26 protein-coding genes are annotated in these 25,457 nt (G+C 28.8%); 25 read left to right on the forward strand and 1 reads right to left on the reverse strand.

Going from position 1 to position 25,457, the window contains the following annotated elements; all coding sequences use genetic code 11:
• Nucleotides 1–3: 3 nt before the first annotated feature.
• Nucleotides 4–1,095, reverse strand: coding sequence for a redox-regulated ATPase YchF (gene ychF / locus JL105_RS04280; RefSeq protein ID WP_132025952.1), 1,092 nt, complete (start codon nt 1,093–1,095; stop codon nt 4–6).
• Nucleotides 1,096–1,376: 281 nt separating this feature from the next.
• Here ychF and JL105_RS04285 point away from each other — a divergent pair, with 281 nt between their 5' ends.
• The 25 genes from JL105_RS04285 (at nt 1,377) to JL105_RS04405 (ending at nt 25,393) form a co-directional block, all read left to right on the forward strand.
• Nucleotides 1,377–1,847 (forward strand): YhcN/YlaJ family sporulation lipoprotein, encoded by a 471-nt coding sequence (locus JL105_RS04285; protein ID WP_158279972.1) that lies wholly within the window; start codon nt 1,377–1,379, stop codon nt 1,845–1,847.
• A gap of 87 nt (nt 1,848–1,934) precedes the next feature.
• The gene (locus JL105_RS04290) at nt 1,935–3,158 is read left to right on the forward strand and encodes an insulinase family protein (RefSeq protein ID WP_132025956.1); all 1,224 of its coding nucleotides are present in this window, start codon (nt 1,935–1,937) and stop codon (nt 3,156–3,158) included.
• Between the two features lie 83 nt (nt 3,159–3,241).
• Nucleotides 3,242–3,973, forward strand: coding sequence for a prolipoprotein diacylglyceryl transferase (gene lgt, locus JL105_RS04295; protein WP_132026268.1), 732 nt, complete (start codon nt 3,242–3,244; stop codon nt 3,971–3,973).
• Between the two features lie 211 nt (nt 3,974–4,184).
• Nucleotides 4,185–4,616 (forward strand): division/cell wall cluster transcriptional repressor MraZ, encoded by a 432-nt coding sequence (gene mraZ / locus JL105_RS04300; protein WP_132026270.1) that lies wholly within the window; start codon nt 4,185–4,187, stop codon nt 4,614–4,616.
• Between the two features lie 19 nt (nt 4,617–4,635).
• Nucleotides 4,636–5,568 (forward strand): 16S rRNA (cytosine(1402)-N(4))-methyltransferase RsmH, encoded by a 933-nt coding sequence (rsmH, locus tag JL105_RS04305; protein ID WP_132025958.1) that lies wholly within the window; start codon nt 4,636–4,638, stop codon nt 5,566–5,568.
• A gap of 28 nt (nt 5,569–5,596) precedes the next feature.
• Complete coding sequence (locus tag JL105_RS04310; RefSeq protein WP_202690622.1) at nt 5,597–6,070, forward strand: hypothetical protein; 474 nt, start codon at nt 5,597–5,599, stop codon at nt 6,068–6,070.
• Between the two features lie 12 nt (nt 6,071–6,082).
• A complete protein-coding gene (locus JL105_RS04315; protein WP_132025962.1) occupies nt 6,083–8,245 on the forward strand; it encodes a penicillin-binding transpeptidase domain-containing protein in 2,163 nt (720 codons plus the stop codon).
• A 33-nt stretch (nt 8,246–8,278) separates the two neighbouring features.
• Complete coding sequence (locus JL105_RS04320) at nt 8,279–9,739, forward strand: UDP-N-acetylmuramoyl-L-alanyl-D-glutamate--2,6-diaminopimelate ligase (RefSeq protein WP_132025964.1); 1,461 nt, start codon at nt 8,279–8,281, stop codon at nt 9,737–9,739.
• Between the two features lie 30 nt (nt 9,740–9,769).
• Nucleotides 9,770–10,735, forward strand: a complete 966-nt coding sequence (gene mraY, locus JL105_RS04325; RefSeq protein WP_132025966.1) for a phospho-N-acetylmuramoyl-pentapeptide-transferase — start codon at nt 9,770–9,772, stop codon at nt 10,733–10,735.
• A gap of 21 nt (nt 10,736–10,756) precedes the next feature.
• Nucleotides 10,757–12,118 carry a UDP-N-acetylmuramoyl-L-alanine--D-glutamate ligase gene (gene murD / locus JL105_RS04330; RefSeq protein ID WP_132025968.1) on the forward strand — a complete coding sequence of 454 codons (1,362 nt, stop codon included), beginning with the start codon at nt 10,757–10,759 and terminating at the stop codon, nt 12,116–12,118.
• A gap of 1 nt (nt 12,119) precedes the next feature.
• The gene (gene ftsW, locus JL105_RS04335) at nt 12,120–13,238 is read left to right on the forward strand and encodes a putative lipid II flippase FtsW (protein ID WP_132025970.1); all 1,119 of its coding nucleotides are present in this window, start codon (nt 12,120–12,122) and stop codon (nt 13,236–13,238) included.
• Between the two features lie 4 nt (nt 13,239–13,242).
• Nucleotides 13,243–14,346 carry an undecaprenyldiphospho-muramoylpentapeptide beta-N-acetylglucosaminyltransferase gene (gene murG / locus JL105_RS04340; RefSeq protein ID WP_132025972.1) on the forward strand — a complete coding sequence of 368 codons (1,104 nt, stop codon included), beginning with the start codon at nt 13,243–13,245 and terminating at the stop codon, nt 14,344–14,346.
• A 76-nt stretch (nt 14,347–14,422) separates the two neighbouring features.
• Nucleotides 14,423–15,679, forward strand: a complete 1,257-nt coding sequence (gene murA, locus JL105_RS04345; RefSeq protein WP_132025974.1) for a UDP-N-acetylglucosamine 1-carboxyvinyltransferase — start codon at nt 14,423–14,425, stop codon at nt 15,677–15,679.
• 52 nt (nt 15,680–15,731) lie between these two features.
• Entirely contained in the window at nt 15,732–16,478 is a 747-nt protein-coding gene (locus JL105_RS04350; protein WP_132025976.1) for a cell division protein FtsQ/DivIB, read from the forward strand.
• Between the two features lie 13 nt (nt 16,479–16,491).
• Nucleotides 16,492–17,220, forward strand: a complete 729-nt coding sequence (locus JL105_RS04355; protein ID WP_132025978.1) for a DUF881 domain-containing protein — start codon at nt 16,492–16,494, stop codon at nt 17,218–17,220.
• A 15-nt stretch (nt 17,221–17,235) separates the two neighbouring features.
• Complete coding sequence (locus JL105_RS04360; protein WP_132025980.1) at nt 17,236–17,964, forward strand: DUF881 domain-containing protein; 729 nt, start codon at nt 17,236–17,238, stop codon at nt 17,962–17,964.
• 1 nt (nt 17,965) lies between these two features.
• Nucleotides 17,966–18,322: a small basic family protein gene (locus tag JL105_RS04365; protein ID WP_132025982.1), complete on the forward strand. Its 357-nt coding sequence runs from the start codon at nt 17,966–17,968 to the stop codon at nt 18,320–18,322.
• A 116-nt stretch (nt 18,323–18,438) separates the two neighbouring features.
• Nucleotides 18,439–19,509, forward strand: a complete 1,071-nt coding sequence (gene ftsZ, locus JL105_RS04370; protein ID WP_132025984.1) for a cell division protein FtsZ — start codon at nt 18,439–18,441, stop codon at nt 19,507–19,509.
• Nucleotides 19,510–19,685: 176 nt separating this feature from the next.
• Nucleotides 19,686–20,582, forward strand: a complete 897-nt coding sequence (gene spoIIGA, locus JL105_RS04375; RefSeq protein ID WP_158279973.1) for a sigma-E processing peptidase SpoIIGA — start codon at nt 19,686–19,688, stop codon at nt 20,580–20,582.
• Nucleotides 20,583–20,593: 11 nt separating this feature from the next.
• Nucleotides 20,594–21,307, forward strand: coding sequence for an RNA polymerase sporulation sigma factor SigE (gene sigE / locus JL105_RS04380; RefSeq protein WP_249038402.1), 714 nt, complete (start codon nt 20,594–20,596; stop codon nt 21,305–21,307).
• Between the two features lie 206 nt (nt 21,308–21,513).
• Nucleotides 21,514–22,296 carry an RNA polymerase sporulation sigma factor SigG gene (sigG, locus tag JL105_RS04385; RefSeq protein ID WP_337907518.1) on the forward strand — a complete coding sequence of 261 codons (783 nt, stop codon included), beginning with the start codon at nt 21,514–21,516 and terminating at the stop codon, nt 22,294–22,296.
• Between the two features lie 104 nt (nt 22,297–22,400).
• Complete coding sequence (locus JL105_RS04390) at nt 22,401–22,640, forward strand: YlmC/YmxH family sporulation protein (protein WP_132025988.1); 240 nt, start codon at nt 22,401–22,403, stop codon at nt 22,638–22,640.
• Nucleotides 22,641–22,711: 71 nt separating this feature from the next.
• Nucleotides 22,712–23,176, forward strand: coding sequence for a transcriptional regulator NrdR (nrdR, locus tag JL105_RS04395; RefSeq protein ID WP_132025990.1), 465 nt, complete (start codon nt 22,712–22,714; stop codon nt 23,174–23,176).
• Between the two features lie 17 nt (nt 23,177–23,193).
• Entirely contained in the window at nt 23,194–23,931 is a 738-nt protein-coding gene (gene pgeF / locus JL105_RS04400; protein WP_132025992.1) for a peptidoglycan editing factor PgeF, read from the forward strand.
• Between the two features lie 40 nt (nt 23,932–23,971).
• On the forward strand, nt 23,972–25,393 hold the full coding sequence (locus JL105_RS04405; RefSeq protein ID WP_132025994.1) for a sigma-54 interaction domain-containing protein: 1,422 nt from the start codon (nt 23,972–23,974) through the stop codon (nt 25,391–25,393).
• Nucleotides 25,394–25,457: the final 64 nt, after the last annotated feature.

The raw sequence follows: 25,457 nt of genomic DNA on the forward strand, positions 1-25,457 counted from the left end.
CTGTTACACATTAAATCTAAATAATACTACATCTCCATCTTGCATTATATAGTCTTTGCCTTCTAGTCTTACCAATCCTTTTTCTTTAGCTGTAGCAATACTGCCACATTCTATTAAATCTTTATAATTGATTACCTCAGCTCTTATAAAACCTTTTTCCATATCAGAATGGATTTTCCCTGCTGCCTGAGGGGCTTTAGTTCCTTTTTTTATAGTCCAAGCTCTTACTTCTTTTGGTCCTGCAGTTAAAAAACTCATAAGTCCTAATAGATCATAGCTTGCTTTTATGAGTTTATCTAGTCCAGATTCTTTAAGTCCCAATTCATTTAAAAATATTTCTTTTTCTTCTTCGTTCAAAAGTGCTATTTCTGATTCGATTTTACCAGAAATGGCTATTGCTTGAGATCCTTCTTTTTCTGCATATTGTTTTACTAGTTTTACATAATTATTTTTTTCTACATCTATTAATTCCTCTTCTGAAATATTGCATACATATAATACTGGTTTCAATGAAAGTAAATTAAAGTTTTTTATCAAATCCATTTCTTCAGGCGTAAACTTTAGATTTCTTAGGGGAATATTTTTGTTTATGGAATACTTTAATTTATTTAATAAATCTAGTTCTTTTTTATAGGATGTATCTCCTTTAACTAATTTTTCAACTTTAGATAGTCTATTTTCAATAATTTCTAAATCAGATAACATTAATTCTAAATTAATTATTTCAATATCATTTAAAGGGCTAATTTTTCCTTCTACATGAGTTACATTTGGATCTTCAAAACATCTAACCACATGGATTATAGCTTGAACTTCTCTAATATGAGATAGAAACTTGTTTCCTAAACCTTCTCCTTTACTAGCTCCTTTTACTAGTCCAGCGATATCAAAAAACTCTATAGTTGCAGGGGTAACTTTCTCAGGTTTTACTAATTGAGCTAACATTTTTAGCCTTTCGTCAGGTACTGGAACTATTCCTACATTAGGTTCTATAGTACAAAAAGGATAATTTTCTGCTTCAGCCGTAGCTGCTGTTAATGCATTAAAAAGAGTACTTTTTCCTACATTTGGTAATCCCACTATTCCTAATTTCATATAAATCTTCCTTTCAGATTGCATAAATTTTGCACAAAGATAATTATACATCATAGTAAGATCATATTCAATAACATGAATAAGAATTTATTTAGAATAAATAAGGATAAAATAATAAAAGTTATTTTTTAAATTTGTTTTATATTTTAAATTTTACGTGATATAAAATATATTAATTATTTTTTATTGTTATAAAATTTGCTATTTATGAAAAACTATATTATATACTGCAAAAAATTGAATAAAAATTTTGGACTATGTATAGATGGGGAGGGATAATATTGAAAGGAAGATATAGGTATATTATTGGGTTTATTTTAATTACAATATTATGTAGTATATTTTTGGCAAGTTGCAAGGTTGAGAAACATACTGGTGAAGAAGATATGAAAGAAGATGTAATAATAAATGTAGGTGGTAAGGATTATGATATATTAGTTCGTTCTGAAAATATATCTAATATAGTAGTTGATTTATACGGCATAGATAATGCAACTTCCATTATTTTTAATGATGTAGTTGTGGTGGCAGTAGAAATGGCTGAAGATGCTACTTTTAACGATGATGTAAAGGAGATGATAATGAATACTGTATTAGAAAACGATGTTATGATTAGGCAGGTGTTCATAACGGATAATAAAAAAGTATTTGACCAAATAGAAAGTATCATAGAATCTTTAGCCAATGGGAGACCTTATGATGAACATGTCAAAGAAATAAATAGGATAATAGACAAACTAAAAAAAGAATAAATAAAAACCCGTCATATGACTGGGTTTTTATTTATATGAATAATATTAGTATTATAAATATAATAAATTGCGGGAGGTTGGGAATATTTGGATATAAGATTAAGAAGAAAAAATATTGAACAAGGTATTAATCTTAATTTAATTTTTACAGACAAATTTAAAGCTAATTTACTAAATATCTATTTTGTTATGCCTTTAACAAGAAAAGATGTTACTAAGAATGCATTATTGTATTTGGTATTAAAAAGGAGAATAGAGGATTTACTGGTGCAAAAAAAATTAGAAGAACTAAATTGTTCCAGTTTAAGTGTAAGATTATTAAAGGAGGGAGAAAAACAAGTTATAAGTTTTTCTGTTGAAGGACCAAGATTGAAAAGTTATAAGGATAAAGCAAATTTTATGGAGTTAATAAATATACTCAAATCTTTAATATACAATCCATATCCTGTAGAAGATGTTTTTAGTCAAAAGAATATACTAAAGGAAAAAGATTACTTAAAGGGAATTATTGAAAATAGGATTAAAGATGAAAAGACTTATTCTTTAGAACGTTGTATTGAAGAGATGTATAAAAACGAAAATTTTAGTCTCCATTATTTTGGATATATAGAGGATTTAGATGTAATTGATAATCAAACACTTTATGAACATTATCATAAAGTATTGTCTAAGGCAGTTATTGAAATATTTTATATTGGAGATTTTGATGAGGATTTAATAAAGTATACAATAGACTTTTTTAAGCAGGAAAGAGAAGATGTATTTAAACTTAAAAGAGAATTTGTTAATGGGAATGTGTATATTAAAAACATGGTCTATGAAAATAGATACTTGGAACCAGGACGATTGGTACTTGGATATAGAAGTGGAATACCCTATGAATCTTTTTTATATAATGGACTAATGATAGCTAGTAAAATTTTAGATATTAAATTAAAAAACATGGATTATAATATCAATTGTATAATTTGTAAACATAAATCTTGTATGATAATAGAAGGGTATGTATTTTCAAAGGATTTTGAAGTAACATTAGATAATATAAGAACAGAGATTGAAAATATGAAGAAAGGTTTTTTTACAAAAGAAGATGTAGCTTTTTCTAAAGGACTTATAAGGAATGGTATTAGTTATATATATGAAAACAAATTATTATTATCAGATTTTTATTTTAGCAATATTATTATGGAGGATAATAGAACAATTGAGGAAATATTATTGGGTATAGATATGATTAGTAATAAAGATATAATGGAGGCTTTTCAACAAATCAAAGCTGATACTATATATTTTTTAGGAAATCCCATATAAAACTTAATGTAATGTATTAGTGTAAAATATTCAATTTGTGCTATACTTATAAATATGATGAGATTAAAGGAAGGTGACATATGATGAATCCTGTAGCGTTTAAAATTTTTGGTATAGAGATTATGTGGTACGGTATATTAATAGCAATAGGAGTAGTTTTAGGGGCTATTTTAGCATTAAGAGAAGCTGAGAGAATAGGAATTGGTGAAGATAATTTAATTGATTTATTATTGTATGCTATTCCCTTGGCTTTGATTGGTGCTAGAATTTATTATGTAGCTTTCACTTGGGATTATTTTAAACAAAATCCAAAGGAGATATTGAATTTTAGAGGTGGAGGATTAGCTATTCATGGAGCTATAATAGCTAGTATTATAGTAGCTATAGTATTTTCACGAAAGAGAAATTTAGATTTTTGGAAAATAGCAGATGTGTGTGCTCCTAGTTTGGCATTAGGTCAAGCTATAGGACGCTGGGGAAATTATATAAATCAAGAGGCTTATGGAATTCCTACAGATTTACCCTGGGGCATAATAATTGATGGAGTAAAAGTTCATCCTACATTTTTATATGAGTCTATAGGGGACTTTTTAATTTTTTTATTCTTAATATGGTATAGGAGAAATAAGTCAAAAGTATCTGGGGAAGTTTTTTTGTTATATTTAATATTATATTCAAGTATCAGGTTTTTTATAGAAGGACTTAGAACGGATAGTTTAATGGTAGGACCTTTGAGAGTAGCACAATTGGTAAGTATTATAGGGATTATAATACCCCTTATATATTTTAATATCCGTAGGAAAAGTAAAAAATAATATGACTAATAGATAAATTTTAAGGCTTTCTTAATTTTGTTTAAAGAAGGCCTTTTTTTATTTTTTGTGAAGAATATGTTTGAAAAAAGTAGAACTTTGTAAAATGAGACTAATGGACTATAAAAATTTTTTAAAATTGTAGCAGGATTTAATAAAATGGTATAGAATTAATAGTATGTGGGGTAAAGTGGTACGAAGTGGAGTGGGAAATATGTTTATTGGAGAATATCAACATACAATAGATGATAAGGGTAGATTAATAATTCCATCTAAATTCCGTGAGGATTTGGGTGATGAATTTATCATGACTAAGGGATTAGACAATTGTCTTTTTGTATATCCGAAAGAGGAATGGATGATATTAGAAGCAAAGTTAAGAGCTTTACCCCTTACCAATAGAGATGCAAGGGCTTTTGTAAGGTTTTTCTTTTCAGGGGCTTCAGAATGTACATTAGATAAGCAAGGTCGAGTTCTTATACCTAGCAACTTAAGAGAACATGCAAGGCTTTCAAAGGATGGAGTTATTATTGGAGTTTCTACTAGAATTGAAATTTGGAGTAAAGAGGAATGGGATAAATATAATGAAGATGATAGTTTAAGTTATGATAATATTGCTGAAAAGATGGCAGAATTGGGAATTTAATAAAGTAGAGGTGTAAAATTTGAAATTTGAACATAAACCTGTATTACTTAAAGAGGCAGTAGAAGGGTTAAATATAAGGGAAGATGGGATATATGTAGATGGTACTGTAGGTGGAGCTGGTCATTCTATTGAAATAGTAAACAAATTAACAACAGGAAAACTTATAGGGATAGATCAGGATATAAATGCGTTAAATAAGGCAAAAGATGTGTTAGAAGACCATTTAGATAAAGTAATATTAATACATGATAATTATGTAAACATAGAAAATATATTATTAAATTTAGGAATAGAGAAAGTTGATGGAGTACTACTAGACTTAGGAGTTTCTTCTCATCAATTAGATGAGAGGGAAAGAGGATTTTCTTATCAAAAAGATGCACCATTGGATATGAGGATGGATAATACTCAAAAATTGTCAGCTTGGGATGTAGTAAATACTTATTCAGAGAGGGATTTAGAAAGGATAATTTGGGAATATGGAGAAGAGAGATGGGCAAAAAGAATTGCGCAATTTATAATTGATGAAAGAAGAAAAAAGTCTATAGATACAACATTACAGTTGGTTGAGATTATAAAAAATGCTATACCTAAAAAGGTAAGAATGGAAGGGCATCATCCTGCAAAGAAAACTTTTCAAGCTATAAGAATTGAAGTAAATAAAGAGTTGGAGGTACTAAAATTAGCTATACCTAGTATAAATAAGATGCTTAATAAGGGTGGACGTTTATGTATTATTACTTTTCATTCTTTAGAAGATAGAATAGTGAAAGAAACTTTTAAGGAGTTAAATAAGGATTGTATTTGTCCACCTGAATTTCCTATTTGTATTTGTGACAAGAAGAGAGAATTGAAAATAATAACTAAGAAGCCAATTATACCCACAGAAAAAGAAATTGCAGAAAATCCACGAGCTAGGAGTGCAAAATTGAGAATTGGTGAGAGAATTTAAGTTCTAAAACAAAGGAGTGACGAATAAATTGGTAGTGGCTAATAAGCAATTAGAACATTATTATCCAGAAGAAGAATATATTCAAAAGGAAAAAGAACGTATCCAGAAAGAAAAAGAGTATAGAAAAAAAAGGATAAAAAAGAAAAAATCTAAGTCTAAATTTATAGCTATTATTATATCTATTATGAGTTTAGCAATGTGCTTACTTATATTATATGGATACGCAAGTATGACAAAGATTAGATTAGATATAACCGAATTGGAAAATCAGAAAGTAGAGCTAATAAAGGAAAAAGAAGCTTTAGTAGCGACGCTAGAAGCTGTTAAAAGTTCTACGAAGATTGAAGAAGAAGCTATAACAAAATTAGGTATGGACTATCCTACTGAAGAACAGATAGTGTATTTAGATATAAATGATAAATTTCTTACCGAAGAAGAAGGAGATATAAAAATAGTAGCACAATTAAAAAATGTTTTAAATAAGATTATAAGTTTGTTTTAGGAGGTTTTAAGTTTGATTGCACCTAGTAATGTTTCAAAAAAAAGATTGGTAATTGTTTTTGTGATTGTATTAATAGCTATACTAGCTTTAATTATTAGATTAGGATATATACAAATAGTAACTGGGGAAGAATTGAAGAAAGATGCGTTGAAACAATGGACTAGAGGCATTGAAATTAAGCCTAAGAGAGGAATAATCTATGATAGAAATGGGAAAAAACTTGCTATAAATATTAGCTCTTATACTGTGTGGGCAAGTCCTGCAGACATAAAAAATCCTAAAGAAACAGCTAAAAAAGTAGCAGAAGTTTTAGATATGGATGAAAATATAGTTTATGAGAAGATAACTAAAAAGACAAATATAGAAAAGATAAAACAATGGATATCTAAGGAAGAAGCTAAAGAGTTAAGAAATTTAAATTTATCAGGTATAAACATAGTAGATGATAATAAAAGATTTTATCCATATGAAGATTTTGCAGCATATATATTAGGTTTTACCAGTATAGATAATGATGGTTTATATGGTGTAGAAAAGACCTATGATAAATATTTATCTGGTAGTCCAGGAAGATGGGTTAAAGTTACTGATGCTAAAGGAAGACAATTGCCTTATGATGGTGAAAGAATATTTGAACCGCAAGACGGATTAAATGTAGTTTTGACAGTAGATGAAGTTATACAACATTTTGCTGAAAAAGCAGCAAAGGAATCTTTGATTACAACTAAAGCAAAAAATGTATCCATAATTATAATGGAACCAAAAACAGGGGATATATTAGCTTTAGCAAATTTACCTCAATATAATCCTAATAATCCTAGAGAACCTTTAGATGATGCTAAAAAAGAAGAATGGAAGAACCTACCGCAAGACGAGTTAGAAAAAAGATGGTATGATATGTGGAGGAATTTTGCCATAAATGATGCATATGAACCGGGTTCTACTTTTAAAACAATTGTAGCATCAGCAGCTATTGAAGAAAATATTGCTAATGCAGATACAAAATTTTATTGTAATGGTTTTATTAGAGATATACCTGGAGCAGTATTGAAATGTTCCCGATGGTACAATCCTCATGGACCACAGACTTTAAAAGAAGGCATGGAAAATTCTTGTAATATTGTATTTGTGGAATTAGGGAGGAAATTAGGGAAAGAAAAACTATATAAATATATTAAAGCTTTTGGATTTGGGGAACCTACAGGTATAGAATTAACTGGTGAACAGGGAGGAATTATACCATATAATACTGATATTATAAAAGAAATAAATTTGGCTACTATGTCCTATGGGCATGGAATAGCTGTGACTCCTATGCAGCTCATAAACGCAGTTTCTGCCATAGCTAATGGTGGGAATTTAATGCAACCTAGATTGGTATCTCATTTAATTGATAATGAAGGGAATATAGTAAAAACAAATGAACCTAAAGTAAAAAGACAAGTGATCTCAAAGAGTACATCAGAAACAATGTTAGATATGATGGAATCAGTAGTTTCAAAAGGTACAGGAACAAATGCCTATGTTCCAGGATATAGGGTTGCAGGTAAAACTGGGACTGCCCAGAAGATAATAGATGGGAAATATGCACCTGGGAAATATATAAGTTCTTTTGTAGCTGTGGCTCCAGCAAATGATCCTAAAATTGCTGTATTGGTAATATTAGATGAGCCACAAGGAATATATTATGGAGGAAGTGTAGCTGCTCCAGTAGCAGGTAAAATTATAGAAGAGACTTTAAGCTATTTAGATATAAAACCAGAGTTTACAGAAGAGGAGAAAAAACAATTTGAATATATGGAAAAAGTTCCTGATGTGCGAAACAAGACTATAGAAGAAGCTGGTAAAATACTTATGGAACATGGATTTAGATATACTACTGATACTTATAATATATCAGAAAAGTCTAAAGTGATAGATCAATTTCCATTGCCAGAAACAGAAGTATCCAAAGGCTCCGTAATAGATCTTTATTTAGATGAAGATACTAAAATGCAACAGAAAGTTATAATGCCAAATTTAATAGGAAAGTCTAGAGAAGATGTAATAAATATATTGGAAAATTTAAAATTAAAATATCATTTTAAAGGGAAAGGAAAAGCTATAATACAAAGACCAGAACCAGGAACAGAAGTTGACATTAACTCCATTGTTGAAGTTGAGTTTTCTAATTAATTATGTTAACTAATATGAAAGCGGGTGTAAGATTTGAAACTTAAAAATTTAATAGAAGAATATGAAATTGAAATATTAAAAGGTAGTACAAATATATGCATTAATGGAATAGAACATGATTCTAGGAAAATAAGTAAAGGAAATATGTTTGTGGCAATAGAAGGTTTTACAGTAGATGGGCATAAGTACATTAATGAGGCTATAGAGAATGGGGCTATATGTGTTGTAGTTCAAAAGGAAATAGCAATTGGTCAAGATGTTACTGTTGTGAAAGTAGATGATACAAAATTAGCGTTGGCTAAATTTTCTTCAATATTTTATGGTGAACCTTCTAAGAAATTAAATTTAATAGGAGTTACAGGAACGAATGGGAAAACTTCAATTACATATTTGATTAAAAGTATATTTGAAGCATCTGACAAAAGAACAGGTATAATTGGTACCATGGGAATAGTTATAGACAATGATGTTATAGACAATACAAATACAACTCCAGAATCAAATTTAACTCATAAATATTTAAAGGAAATGGTAGATAAAGGTATCCAATTTTGTGCTATGGAAGTATCTTCTCATTCATTGGATTTAAAGAGAGTTGAATATATGGATTTTAAAGTAGGTATATTTACTAATTTAACAGAAGATCATTTGGATTATCATAAAGATATGGAAAACTATTATAAAAGCAAGTTAAGATTATTTAATATGACCAGTGGTTGTAATATTATTAATGTAGATGATGAATACGGAAGGAGAATTCTAAAGGATTTGGAAAATTCTATTCCAGTAATTACTTATGGAATAGAAAAAAAATCTGATATTTATGCTACTAATGTGGTTTGCCATCCAAAGGGAGTGGATTTTATATTAAATTGCCCAAAGGGCTCTATACCTATTAACATGAAATTACTTGGTAAATTTAATGTATATAATGTTTTAGCAGCAGCAGCATGTGCAATATATTATGATATAGATTTATTTAGCATAAAAAAAGGTATTGAATCTATTAACGGTATAAAGGGTAGATTCGAATTAGTGCCTATAGAAGAAGATTATAGTGTGATTATAGATTTTGCACATACTCCTGATGGATTAGAAAAAGTTTTATCTACTATTAAACAGTTTGCAGAAGGAAGAATAGTTGTAGTATTTGGAGCAGGAGGTAATAGAGATAGAGCTAAAAGACCCATAATGGGAGAAACAGTTGCAAAATATGCAGATTTAGCTATAGTAACATCGGACAATCCAAGGTATGAGGATCCTGATAAGATTATTGAGGATATAATAGTAGGGATAGAAAGAGTAAATGGAAAATATATTCCAATTACCGATAGGAAAGAGGCTATAAAATATGCTTTATCGAATGCTAGACCTAAAGACACTATATTATTAGCTGGAAAAGGTCATGAAACTTATACTATAATTAAAGATAAGATTATTCCATTTGATGAAAAACAGATAGTATTAGATATACTAAAAGATATAAAAGAATAATAGTAAGATATACAAGAGAGGAGAAGACGTATGGTTGAATATTTAGATATAATTAGAACTATTCTTATTTCATTTATAATAACTATTATTTTAGGACCAATAATTATTCCTCTATTAAAAAGGCATAAAATTGGTCAAAACGTGAGAGATGATGGGCCAAAAACTCATCTTGCAAAATCTGGTACTCCTACTATGGGAGGAATAATAATGCTTATAGCATTACTTATAACTACTGTAACTTCTGGAATGTTGAATAGGGATATGTATATATTGCTGATATCCACTTTTGGATTTGGATTGATAGGATTTATTGATGATTATTTAAAAGTTGTCAATCAAAGTTCTTTAGGGCTTAAACCTTATCAAAAATTAATTGGTCAAATAATATTAGCTATAATTTTAGCAATTTATCAGTCTCAAATATCTATGTTGGGAACAAAGGTAATAGTTCCTTTCTTAAATAATAGATATTTGGATTTAGGTGTATTATATGTACCTTTTATTGCATTTGTAGTTGTGGGTACGGTAAATAGTGTAAATTTAACTGATGGATTAGACGGTTTGGCATCAGGGGTTACATTGATTGTATTATCGTTTTTTGGGCTAATTGCTCTTAATTGGGGAATGGGTAGTATATCGATATTTTCTGCAGCACTGACTGGTGCATGTTTAGGATTTTTAATATATAATGCTTACCCAGCTAAAGTATTTATGGGTGATACAGGCTCTATGGCTCTGGGTGGAGCAGTAGCAGCTATAGCAATACTATTAAATTTACCGCTGATGATCCCAATAGTTGGTGGGATATATTTTGTAGAAGCTTTATCAGTAATAATACAAGTAATTTCTTATAAACTTACTGGTAAAAGGATATTTTTAATGAGTCCTCTTCATCATCATTTTGAACAAAAAGGTTGGGATGAAACAAGGATTGTAGTAGTATTTTGGAGCATTACCGTTATATTATGTTTAATAGGAGTAATTAGTTTAAATTAAATATGAAAGTTAGGTGTAAAAATGGATTTAAATGATAAAAATATACTTATATTAGGATTAGGAATCAGTGGGGTATCCACTGTTAAAGCATTAGATAAACTAGGAGCTAATATAATTGTTAGCGATATAAAAACTCAATATGAATTAAAAAATTATATAGATAAGATTAAAGATATAGATATAGTATATAGGTTAGGAACGAATGAAGTTTCTTTGGAGAATATAGATTTAATAGTAAAAAGTCCAGGAGTGCCTTTAGATTTACAGGTCTTAAAAGATGCCAAATCAAAGGGTATAGAAGTAATTACAGATTTAGAATTAGCTTATAGATTAAATCCTAATAAAAATATAATTGCTATTACTGGAACTAATGGCAAAACCACTACAACTACTTTAACAGGAGAATATTTTAAAAAAGCTGGATATAATGTTTTTGTAGTAGGCAATATTGGCGTAGGGATTTTATGGAATATGATAAATTCTAAAGATGATGATATATTTGTAATTGAAGCTAGTAGTTTCCAATTGGAAAATACTATTGAATTTAAACCAAAAGTAAGTTTAATATTAAATTTAACTCCAGATCATTTAAATTGGCATAAGACTTTTGAAAACTATATAGAAGCAAAGAAAAAAATATTTAAAAATCAAGGCAAAGATGAATACACGGTATTAAATTATGATGATCCTTTATTAAGGAATATGAAAGATGAAGTAAAATCTAATTTAATATGGTTTAGTGTGAAAAATAAGCTTTCTAAAGGAATATACATTGAAGATGGATATATTGTGATAGATGACGGAATAAAAGTTGAAAAAGTACTTAAAACTGAAGATGTAAAAATTATTGGAGAGCATAATTTAGAAAATGCCCTTGCTAGTGTAGCGATTGCATGGATCATGGGATTAGATATAGATATTATTAGAGATGTACTTAGAACTTTTCCTGGAGTAGAACACAGGATAGAATACGTAACTACTATAGATGAAGTCAAATTTTATAATGATTCTAAAGGTACAAATTCGGATGCTAGTATTAAAGCTATTGAAGCTGTAGATAGCCCTATTATATTAATAGCTGGAGGTATGGATAAGGGAACTGAATTTGATGACTTAATATTATCTTTTAAAGGTAAAGTTAAGGCACTAGTACTTTTAGGAGAAACTAAATATAAATTAAAGGAAACTGCAATTAAACATGGTTTTGATAAGGTTTATTTAGTAGAAAATATGGAAGAGGCAGTTAAAAAAAGCTTTGAGTTGGCTGAACAGGGAGATAATGTGTTGCTTTCTCCAGCATGTGCTAGTTGGGATATGTATGATAGTTTTGAAACTAGAGGGGAGCATTTTAAACAGATAGTATATGGTTTGAAGGAGGAATAGCATGGCTAAAAAAGTTAAAAAAAGAGCTCCTGATTTTACCTTACTTCTATCTACTTTACTATTGGTAATTATTGGTATAATAATGGTGTTTAGTTCATCTTGGCCAGAAGGAATTAAGACTTTTAATAATGGTTACTATTTTTTAAAAAAACAATTATTTGCAGCAGGTTTAGGTTTTGTTGCTTTACTTTTTTTTATGAATTTTGACTATAGAAGATTAAAGAAAATGTCTTGGTTTATTTATATAATCTCTATACTTAGTGGATTGTTGATTTTTACACCTCTAGGGGATACTAAAAAAGGAGCGAGAAGATGGGTAAATCTTGGCTTTACCACTTTTATGCCTTCAGATATAATAAAACTTGGATCAATTATCTTTTTAGCAGCTTATTTATCTAATAAAAAAGAAAAGATTAAAAATTTTACAAAGGGTTTGTTACCAGCTTTAGTTATTGTAGGAATCTCCTGCGGGATAATATATTCTCAAAAGGATCTATCGACTACTATCACATTGGCAGGAACTCTTATAAGTATGTTGTTTGTAGCAGGTATGAAGATATCTCATATGTTTTTTTTAATGATTATAGCAGGTTTAGGATTATTTAAAGCTATAACTGATGAGGAACATAAATATAGAATGAAAAGGGTCACTAGTTTTTTGGATCCGTTTGCTGACAAAATTGATACAGGATGGCAGGCAGTACAATCCCTATATGCTTTAGGTTCTGGAGGATTGTTTGGATTAGGTTTAGGGAAAAGTAGGCAAAAATTTTTTTATATTCCTGAACCATATAATGATTTTATATTTGCCATTATTGGAGAGGAACTAGGGTTTTTAGGGGCTTTAACTGTTATTATACTATTCTTTTTATTAATATGGAGAGGTGTTAGAATAGCCTTAAATATAGAAGATTTGTTTGGATGTTTACTTGCAACAGGAATAGTGGCTTTAATAACTATACAATCATTAATTCATATTGGTGTTGTAACGTCTTGCATACCTCCTACAGGAATACCTTTACCATTTGTTAGCTATGGAGGTACTTCATTAATATTATATATGTCAGCTATTGGTATTTTATTAAATATATCTAGACATGTACCTATAGATAGGAGTTGAAATTATGCGCTACTTAATTACAGGTGGAGGAACTGGAGGACATATTTATCCAGCTTTAGCTATAGCAAATGAAATAAGAAAAAGGCATAAAAATGCAAAAATTTTATATGTTGGTACAGAAAAGGGATTGGAATCTGAATTAGTACCTAGAGAAGGTTATGAATTTAGGACTATAAGAGTAAAGGGTATGCCTAGACGTATTAATAAGGAAGCTTTCATAGCATTAAAGGAATTATTTTTAGGTCTTAAAGACGCTAATAGAATTATTAAGGAGTTTAATCCTGATATAGTAATTGGTACAGGAGGTTATGTATGTGGTCCAGTAGTTTACAAAGCTAGTAAGAAAAAAATACCTACCATAATTCATGAACAAAATGCATTCCCTGGAATTACAAACAAAATTCTTTCTAGATATGTAGATAAGGTTTTAGTTACTTTTGAAGAATCTATTAAATATTTTAAATATCCCGAAAAGGTTATTGTTACAGGCAATCCAATACGAAAGAGTATATTGGAGGTAGATTTAAATAAAGCTTATAGAGATTTAAATGTTAATCCCAATGTTCCATTTATATTATCTTTTGGAGGAAGTGGCGGACAAAAAAAATTAAATGATGCTATGTTATATGTGATTAAAAATAATATATCTAAAGATCATTTTCAAATATTCCATGTTACTGGTAAGCGGTTTTATGAAGATTTTATGAATAGATTGAAAGAAGAAAGAGTGAAATTAAATAATAATATAAGAGTTTTTCCTTATTTTTATGATATGCCAAAAGCTATTAATATAGCAGATTTGGTTATAACTTCAGCTGGTGCGATAACTTTGGCAGAAATTTCTGCAGTTGGTATTCCCAGTATTCTTATACCGAAAGGTTATACTGCAGAAAATCATCAAGAGTATAATGCAAGAGTTTTTGAACAGAATGGTGCTTCTTTAGTAATATTGGAAAAGGATTTAACAGGAGATAAACTAGAGAAAGCAATTTATACTCTTATAAAAGATAAAAAGATATTAGAAAATATGCGTAAAAATAGTAAAAAAATAGGTAGGATCAATGCAGTGGATAAAATTGTAGATATTATTGATTCCTTAATAATGTAAACAACTTTGTAACACTTCCAATATGTGTGCATAATATGGTGATATACTTAAGCATTAGCATATTGGAGGTGCAATAATGGATAGAATAATTTTATATGGTGGGAATAGATTGACTGGAGAGGTAAATGTTTCAGGTGCTAAAAATGCAATTTTACCTATATTAGCAGCTACTGTAGTTGAAGGTAATGAAAGTACAATTTTTAATGTTCCAAATCTGAGAGATGTAGAAGTTATGGAGAAAATACTTCTAGCTCTCGGTTGCACGATAAAACGCGTAGATAATATTATGTGGGTTAATTCTAAACCTTTAGATCAAGTGAAAATTCCAGATGAGTTAGCAAGAGAAATGAGATCGTCTATAATACTTATGGGTGCAATGTTGTCTCGATGTGGCGAAGTAATCATAAGTTATCCTGGAGGATGTGAAATAGGACCTAGACCTATAGATATGCATTTAAAAGCATTAAAAGACTTAGGTGCAGAGATAGAGGAGTCTTATGGTTTTATACATTGTAGGGCAAGTAAACTTAAAGGAACTGAAATACAGCTTGACTATCCTAGTGTAGGTGCAACAGAAAATATAATATTAGCTGCTGTTAAAGCTGAAGGTACTACCATTATTCGAAATGCAGCCAGAGAACCAGAAATAGTAGATTTACAAAATTATTTAAATAAAGCTGGAGCTAGGATAAGCGGAGCCGGAACAAGTGTTATAATAATAGAAGGGGTAAATGAATTTAAGAAAGATGTTACTCATTACACCATGCCAGATAGGATAGTTGCTGGAACTTATATGATAGCTTCTGCAATTACACGAGGAGAAATTATATTAAAAAATATTATTACAGACCATCTTCAAGCAGTAATTGCAAAACTAAAAGAGGCTGGCTGCTTAATATACAGTGATGAAAATTCTTTAAAGATAATAGGACCTGAGAGGATAAATTCAATAGAAATGGTACAAACTTTACCTTACCCTGGTTTTCCAACAGATATGCAAGCACAGATTATGGCATTATTGAGCATTGCTAATGGCATTAGTATTATATCAGAAACAGTGTTTGAAAATAGATTTAAACATGTTGAAGAGTTAATTAGAATGGGTGCAAATATTAAAACTTTTGGTAAAGTAGCAATTATAAAGGGAGTAAAAGAATTAACTGGTACAAAGACTACTGCTAAGGATTTAAGAGGAGGTGCAAGTTTAGTGCTAGCTGGGTTAGTAGCAAAGGGAAGGACTGAAATAGAAAATGTTTATCATATAAAAAGAGGATATGAAGATTTTCATAAAATCTTAAAAGGTCTTGGTGCTAATATTGAATTAGTAGAATAGCAGCATTTGCTGCTTAAACAATGATGGACAAGCGAGTAGGTGATGCAAAATTATGAAAAAGAACAAAAAACACAGAGGGAAAAAAAGAAGGAAAATTTTTTTAAAATTTATTTTATTTATATTGACATTAGGTCTTATATATTTATTTGTATTTGATACTAATTTTTTTAATATAGAAAAAATTCAAATAGTTGGCAATGGAAAGATGAGTTATAGTGAGATACTCAATGCATCTACCTATACGAAAGGGGAAAATATTTTTAAAATTAGTAAAAAATTGGGGGAAGAAAATTTAAAGAAATTACCATATATAAAAGAAGCAAAAGTTAAGAGGAAATTACCTAAAACCCTACTAATCCAGGTGGAAGAACGAGAAGAAGTTGCAATAGTACCTTACATTGGTGCTTTTGTTTACATAGATGAAGAAGGTAATGTTTTATCTATAAAGGAAAAGAAAGCTCAAAGTAAATTACCTCAAATTTTTGGTATTGAATTAATAGATGTAATACCAGGAGAGAATTTATTTAGTGATGATAGACAAGCACATAAGGAGTTTTTAAAATTAAGCAAACAGATGGATTTATTAAAACTAATGAAATATATTAATTTTTCTGATAATGATAATATAAATATTGAATTAATAAGTGGTATTAAGGTTGCTTTTGGTCCCTTAGATAATGTAAAATATAAATTAAGCTTCTTATATGAAATTTTAAAAGATTTGGATAAAAAAGATATAACTGCAAAACAAATTCTATTAAATAAAGGTGAAAATCCAGTTGTGATTATAGATGATTAATAGGGGGATTTATATGAAAAAATCAAATGGTCGATTGGCAATTACTATGGTTTCGCTATTTCTAGGTATTATATTGGCCGTACAATTTAAAACTGTAAATAAGACTTTAGGGGAAGGCGTATTACCTACTCAAAGAGCACAACAATTAGCTATAGAGTTGAAAAAAGCTCAAGAAGAAAGAGATGCAGCATTAAAAGCTTTATCTGAATTAGAAGAGAAGATAAAATTGTATGAAAAGGGTGAAGCAGAAAGCAATGTATATGCTGAAAATCTTTATAAGGATTTGGAAAGATATAGAACGTTAGCAGGATATGTAGATTTAGAAGGACCTGGGATAGTATTGGAAATTCAAGACCCACCCGTTGATTTACAATTTGGAATTGAATATACAATTGCAGATGATGTGGATTTAATTCTTCAAATTATCAGTGTTTTAAATGCAGCTGAAGCAGAAGCAATTTCTATTAATGATCAACGTTATACTTCTTTTACAGAGATAGAAAAAGCTGGAAACCATATTGAGATAAATGGTGTGTCTATTGGTTCACCAATTATAATAAAAGCTATTGGAGATCCAGAAACTTTAGAATCAGCTTTAGCTATTAAAGGAGGAATTATATGGACATTGGAATATTATGATTATAATGTTCATTTAACAAAAGAGAAAAATGTTCAAGTACCAAAATATAGAAAGTTAAAAGAATTTATATATGCAAAACCAGTAGAGCAAGATTCAAATTAAATATAGGTGATAAATATGAATAATGTTAAAAAACCTAGTATTATAATATTAATTTTTTCTATTTTTCTAGGCATGTTTATGGCAGGGCAATTTAAGCAAAATACACCAACTATTGCGCCTGTTACCTTAAGGTCAATTCAAACAACTAAAGATAATATAGATACATTGAATAAAGAGATAGAGGATTTAAATGCATTACTTAAAGAAAAGGAAGAACAATTAAACGTGTTGGAAAGTATAGCCAGTGGTGATGAAAATATTATAGATGTATTAAATGATGAATTGGAAAAATATAAAAATCTTGCTGGATTTGAAGAAGTGGAAGGTCCAGGAGTTATTATTACAATGCAAGATAATATGGCTGAAGGACCTTTTGGTGAAAACTTTAATTCAGATGTAATTCATGATATAGATGTATTAAGAATTATAAATGATTTAAGATGTGCTGAAGCAGAAGCTATAAGTGTAAATGGGCAAAGGATTTTATCTATGTCTGAAATTAAATGCGGAGGTCCAATTATTAGGGTTAATGGTAAAAGTTTAGGAACTCCTTTTGTAATCAAAGCCATAGGTAATCCAAAATTATTATCAGCAGCAATAAATGCACCTAATACTTATGCTTATGCATTGAAACACATTGATCAAATATATATAGAATTAACTACTGAGGACAATATAAGAATTCCAGCATACAATGGGAAATTTAATTTTAAATATGCTAAACCATTAAAAGAAGGTGATTAATATGTTTTTTGCACTGATAGGTATAGTTATTGGATTGGTGATTGGACTTGTTTTACCTTTTACTTATAATGCAGCTTATTCATTGTACATTTCTGTAGCTATATTGGCATGCTTAGATTCAGTTTTTGGTGGGATAAAAGCTAATCTAGAAAAGAAATTTGATAGTAGTATTTTTATATCAGGATTTTTCGGAAATGCTATATTAGCAGCTTTTTTAGCTTATATTGGTGATAGACTTGGAGTACCATTATATTATGCTGCTATATTTACATTTGGTGGAAGATTATTTGAAAATTTTGCTAGTATTAGAAGAATTCTTTTAAATAAGCGGAAATCAGAAACAAAAGTAGAAGAGTAATAAATAATAATTTAAATATTTGTGTTTTAAAATATAAAAGTATTTATTATATTTATTTGTATAAAGTATTAATTCTATATTAGCTTTTTAACCAATAGAGAAGGGGGTAAAAACTTGTGTTTGATTTTGATGTGGAAGTTGAAGAATTTGCAAAGATAAAAGTTTTAGGAGTTGGTGGAGGCGGCAATAATGCAATAAATAGGATGATTGAATGTGGAGTAAGAGGTGTAGAATTTATTGCAATAAATACAGATAGGCAAGCTTTATATTCATCAAGAGCAGAACATAAATTACAAATTGGAGAGAAGTTGACTAAAGGATTAGGAGCTGGTGCTAATCCAGAAATTGGTATGAAAGCAGCTGAAGAAAATAGAAATGAAATTGTGGAAGCATTGAAAGGTGCTGATATGGTATTTATTACTGCAGGCATGGGAGGTGGTACAGGCACTGGAGCAGCTCCTATAGTTGCTGAAGCTGCAAAAGAATTAGGAATATTAACAGTAGGAGTAGTGACTAAACCGTTTACTTTCGAAGGAAGAAAAAGAGCAGTTCAAGCTGAAAAGGGAATTGAAGAGTTAAAGGATAAGGTTGATACACTAGTAACTATACCAAATGATAGATTATTGCAGGTAGCAGAGAAGAAAACTACCATGGTAGAAGCTTTTATCATGGCTGATGAGGTTCTTAAACAAGGTATACAAGGAATTTCTGACTTAATAGCTGTTCCTAATTTAATCAATTTAGATTTTGCTGATGTTAAAACTATTATGCAGAATCAAGGTATAGCTCATATGGGTATTGGCAAAGCTTCAGGAGAAAATAGAGCAGTAGAGGCTGCAAAGCAGGCAATAAAAAGTCCATTATTAGAAACTTCGATTGATGGAGCTAAAGCAGTATTATTAAATATTACAGGTGGTGAAGATTTAGGACTATTTGAGGTGAATGAAGCAGCAGATTTAATAAGGCAATCAGTTGATCAGGACGCAAATATCATATTTGGGGCAGGTATAGATGAATCTTTAAAAGAAGAAATAAAAATAACAGTAATTGCGACAGGATTTGATAAAGATAGAGTACTTAGAAAAACTTTTATAAAAGGATCTGAATTACAGGATGAAAGTGCTGCTACTAGCCAATTTGATTTAGATGATTTAGATATTCCTACATTTTTAAGAAAAAAGGACTAACCATAAAAATTAAATTTTATGTCAAAAAACGTTTCTCAAAGTTGAGATACGTTTTTTTTATTTTTTTTATTGTATAAATAGCGACAAATTTTTATCTATAAATTTTGTATAATGGACATAAATATTTTAGTTTTGAATATGTTTTTAGTATAGATATTTTTAAAGGAGGTATTGAGTTGTATGTATATGCAGAATACTTGTTGATAGAGAATATAATAATTAATTATATTATATTATATGTAACTAAAAAAATTACAAAATCTAAAACCGCTAATATAAGATTATTTATTTCCGCATTGATAGGTTCTATTTATACATTAGTAGCTTTTTTTCCTTCGTTACAATTTATGGGTAAAATGATAATTAAGTTATCTATTTCCATATTAATGATAATAATAGCTTTTAATCCAGAAAAGTTAAATCAATTTTTAAAGCAAATTTCAGCTTTTTATATGGTATCTTTTGTATTTGCAGGTGCAATAATTGGAATTTTTTACATTTTAAACAATAGTTTTATTTTTACAGGAATTTCCTTTAAAAATTCTGATGAATTAATTAAATTTTTAATTATTGGTATAACAATTGCGTTAGTTCTTATAAGATATATACTTAAATTTTATCAGGTAAAAATTAGGAAAGAAAATTTTATAGCTAATGTCTCTATAGGTCTAAATGATAAAGAAGTTGAACTTATAGCCCTTATAGATACAGGCAATTCTCTTAAGGAGCCAATATCTAAAAAACCTGTACTTATTGCAGAATATAGAGCTTTAAAAAGTATACTTCCTGATTCTATAAAAAACATGTATAAGTCCAATCAGAAATTAGATTTAATTAAGATAAGCGAAGTAATGGAAGAGGTTTCAGATGATATTAAACTTCGTTTAATACCTTTTAAATCTTTAGGAAATGATAATGGTATTTTAATTGGTTTTAAACCAGACAAGATAAAAGTATACTTAGAATCGGAAACAAAGAATTTAAGCGATGATATAATAGTTGCTATATACAATGATAGATTAGCGTCTGATGAAATTTATAATGGGTTATTACATCCAGAATTATTAGGATAGGAGGAAATGCGTTGAAAAAAAGTTTATTTAAATTTAATTTATATCTTAATAAAATAATGCATAAACTTAAGCTAATAGATAGTATTTACTATATTGGAAGTGGAGAAGTTTTACCTCCACCTTTAAATGCAGAAGAAGAAAGCTATTATTTAAAGAAATTAAAACATGATGACAGCATTAGAAGTATTTTAATAGAAAGAAACTTACGCTTGGTAGTATATATAGCAAGAAAATTTGAAAATACAGGCATATGTATAGAAGATTTAATTTCAATTGGAACTATTGGTCTTATAAAAGCTGTTAATACTTTTGATCCAGATAAAAATATTAAATTAGCTACTTATGCTTCTAAATGTATAGAAAATGAGATACTTATGTATTTAAGGCGAAATAGTAAATTAAAAATGGAGGTATCTTTAGATGAACCATTAAATGTTGATTGGGATGGCAATGAGCTTTTATTATCAGATATATTAGGAACTGATGGAGATATTATTTTTAAGTGTTTAGAAGAAGAGGTAGATAAAGAATTATTAAATCAAGCTATAGATAAATTGTCTGGAAAAGAAAAAACTATAGTAGAATTGAGATTTGGATTAAAAAGTGGGAAAGAAAAGACTCAAAAGGAAGTAGCAGATATATTAGGTATATCTCAATCATATATTTCTAGGTTAGAAAAAAGAATTATAAAGAGATTAAGGAAGGAAATGGTTAGATTAATGTAAATTTTAAGGAATTATTAATACAGTAAATTAAAGAAAATGTATGCTTTCTAAGAATAATTAGATTTTTTCTTTATTCTTAGAAAGCGTATTTTTATCTTAGAATAAATTTATATTATAGATGGATAATTGTTACAAAAAAATTTTGAATAAAAAAAATAATAGAGGCAATAATTTTAATTGAAAAGGGGCAAAACTTGGAGAAAGGAATGAAACAATTGCATACAAACAAAGTTGAAATTTGTGGGGTTAATACTTCTAAATTACCAGTATTAACAAATGAAGAAATGCAAGAATTATTTATAAAAATAAAAGCAGGAGATATGAAAGCAAGAGAGGAGTTTATACAAGGTAATTTAAGATTAGTACTTAGTATTATTCAACGATTTAATAGAAGAGGTGAAGATGTAGATGATTTGTTTCAGGTAGGATGTATAGGGCTTATAAAAGCTATAGATAATTTTGATTTAAGTCAAAATGTAAGATTTTCAACTTATGCAGTACCTATGATAATAGGAGAAATTAGAAGATATTTAAGAGATAATAATTCTATTAGGGTAAGTAGATCTTTAAGAGATACAGCTTATAAAGCTCTTCAGGCTAGAGAACAATTAATTAATAAAAATTTAAAAGAACCAACTATCAATGAAATAGCTGAAGAACTAAATTTGCCAAAAGAAGAAATAGTATTTGCCCTAGATGCAATTCAAGAGCCTATCTCCTTATTTGAACCTATTTATCATGACAGTGGAGATGCCATATATATTATGGATCAAGTAAAAGATAAAAAATCTGAAGACGAAGTATGGCTTCAAGAGATTGCTTTAAAAGAGGCCATAGACAAATTGGATCAAAGAGAAAAATTAATATTAAATTTACGGTTTTATGAAGGTAAGACGCAAATGGAAGTAGCAGAGGAAATAGGGATATCTCAAGCTCAGGTATCTAGATTGGAAAAGAATGCTTTAAGGCAGATGAGAAAACTAATTTAATATTAACCATTACTCCACAAAAAAATTATCCATATTCATAAACATATTAATATAAACATATTAATATAAATATATAAAAGAAGTGCGTAAAAAGAGGTGGAGTAATGGTTAAATTATCGGAAATGAGTGAAAAAGAAGTTATTAATATAAGAGATGGTGTTAAAATTGGGTTTATTTATGATTTTGAAATAGATTTAGAAAATGGTAATGTGGTAGCAGTTATAATACCTCGTCCTGGAAAGATATTAGGTTTATTTGGGAAAAATAATGATTTGATAATTAATTGGAAGAACATAGTTCGTATTGGCACAGATACAATATTAGTAGATATGGATATTGAATAATAAATAGTTATTAGACAATTGAAAGACTATATATTATAATCAAGATAAATAGAAAATTGTGGGGTGTATATATGAAATGTCCATTTTGCGATTATTATGATACAAAAGTAATAGATTCAAGGCCTACAGATGAAGGACAAGCCATTAGAAGGAGAAGGGAATGTACTAGATGTTTTAGAAGATTTACAACCTATGAAAAAGTAGAATCTATGCCTTTAATCATTGTGAAGAAAGACGGTACTAGGGAAGCTTATGATAGAAATAAGATATTGAATGGTATATTAAAAGCTTGTGAGAAACGTCCAGTTCCTTTAAGTACTATAGAAGGAATGGTGGACGAGATTGAAAGAGAATTATATAATTCAATGGAGAAAGAAATAACTAGTCAATATATTGGAGAAATGGTGATGAATAAATTGAGAGATATAGATGAAGTGGCTTATGTAAGATTTGCATCTGTATATAGGCAATTTAAGGATATAAATACCTTTATGGATGAATTGAAGAAACTACTCAATGAAGAAAATGGAGAATAGATGGATGAGGTGATAAAGTGGAAATTATTGAGCGAATTGAGGATGGCCTTACATTTTTTCAAATGGAGCTGTTCTACAATAGAAATGTTAGTCATTTATTTACTTCTAGATTAGGGTGGGAAAATAATAAAGTTGAAAAATTATTAAAACTGTTTAATGTGCCAGAAGAAAATATAATTGGATTAACTCAGGTCCACGGTACTAATATATTAGTAGTAGATGAGGATATAAAAAATAATGAAAAAACTGCTAATATAAAAGCAGATGGAATGATAACTAATGTACCTAATATAGTACTTATTACTTATCATGCAGACTGTGTTCCCATATATTTTTATGATTATAATAAAAAAGTGATAGGATTAGCTCATGGTGGCTGGAAAGGAACATATGGAAATATTAGTGGAAAAATGCTTGATTTGATGATTGATAGATATAATTCTAATATAGATAATGTATTGGTGGGTATAGGACCTTCTATAGGACCATGTTGCTATGAAGTTGGAAAGGATTTAGCTTTTCAGTTTATGAATAAGTATAATAAATTTGATAACATCATTGAAAAAAGGCATAATAAATTATATTTAGATTTATGGAAGGTAAACTATCTTCAAATTAGGGACAAAGGTGTAAGAAAAGAAAATATAGCTGTGACTAAAGCATGTACTTCTTGTCATAATGATAAATTTTATTCTTATAGAAAAGAGAAAGGTACTAAGAATAGAATGATTGCGGCTATTAAAATTAATTCTTAAAAGGTTTAATCGAGAGTTAATTAACAGGGTGAGGATGATTATGGGAAAAGTTGATTTAAATAAAATCATATTGCAAAATATTTTGAATCATGTAGATATTGGAATTCATGTAATAGATGAAAACAGGAAAACCATATTATATAATGAGGCTATGTCAAAATTAGAAGGACTAGATATAAAACAGGTAATGAATAAAGATTTATTGCAGGTTTTCCCAAGTTTAAATGAAGATAGTTCCACTTTAATTAAGGTATTAAATACTGGAGAATCTATATTAGATGAAACTCAAAGTTATTTAAATTATGAAGGGAAAAAAATAACTACTATTAATTCTACAATACCATTATTATGGAAAGGCGAAATTTTAGGTGCTTTGGAAATATCAAAAGACATAACTTATTTGGAAAAGTTATCTAATTATTTAATAGAGTTACAGCAAGAGTTGAAAGAAAATAATTATGACAATAAAGAAAATAAAAAAGGCAAAAAAAAGAAAAAGAAATATACTTTTAAAGATATAATTGGTAAAGATGAACAGATGCTTAAAGCCATAAAAATAGCTAAAAAAGCCAGAAATTCTCCTTCTTCTGTGTTACTATATGGAGAAACGGGAACTGGAAAAGAGTTATTTGCTCAAAGTATTCATTATGGAGGAATTAGAAGAAATAGACCTTTTATAGCTCAAAATTGTGCTGCTATACCAGAAGCATTATTAGAAGGAATATTGTTTGGAACTGAAAAAGGTGGCTTTACTGGAGCAATTGAAAGGGAAGGTATATTTGAACAAGCGGATGGAGGTACTTTGCTTTTGGATGAAATAAATTCCATGTCTCTTGGTTTACAGGCTAAATTGTTACGAGTTCTTCAAGAAGAATATATACGTAGAATAGGAGGAGTTAAAGATATTCCAATTGATGTTAAGATAATTGCAACTACTAATGAGGATCCTTTGGAAAGTGTTAAAAAAGGTACTTTAAGAAGGGATTTATATTATAGATTAAATGTAGTCTATATAAAAATTCCTCCTTTAAGAGAAAGACAAGAAGATATTCCTATATTGTGTGATTATTTTATAAGAAAGTATAATCCTATATTAAATAAAAATATAATTGGAATTGAAGATGAGGTACTGGAATATTTTTTTAAATATTCTTGGCCTGGCAATGTTAGAGAGTTAGAAAATGCCATAGAGGGAGCAATGAATTATGTAGATTATAATGGTACATTATTAAAAAAAGAACATTTTGTAACATGCCCCAATGTATTTGATTCTAATAGGATATATGTCCAAACTACTGATTTTAATATTGAACAATCTTTACCAGAGTATTTGGATAATATAGAAAAAGATGTTATATCTAATGCTCTAGAGAAAAATGACTATAATATTTCTCAAACAGCAAAACAGTTAGGAATAAAAAGACAAGCATTACAATATAAGATGAAAAAGTATTCCCTATAAATGGAAATATTAAAAATAAACTAAATTTAATGTTCGTACACTTTTATTTTATTTTTTATGGAAA

The organism is Keratinibaculum paraultunense (genome assembly GCF_016767175.1).
In the GTDB taxonomy this organism is placed as follows: domain Bacteria; phylum Bacillota; class Clostridia; order Tissierellales; family Tepidimicrobiaceae; genus Keratinibaculum; species Keratinibaculum paraultunense.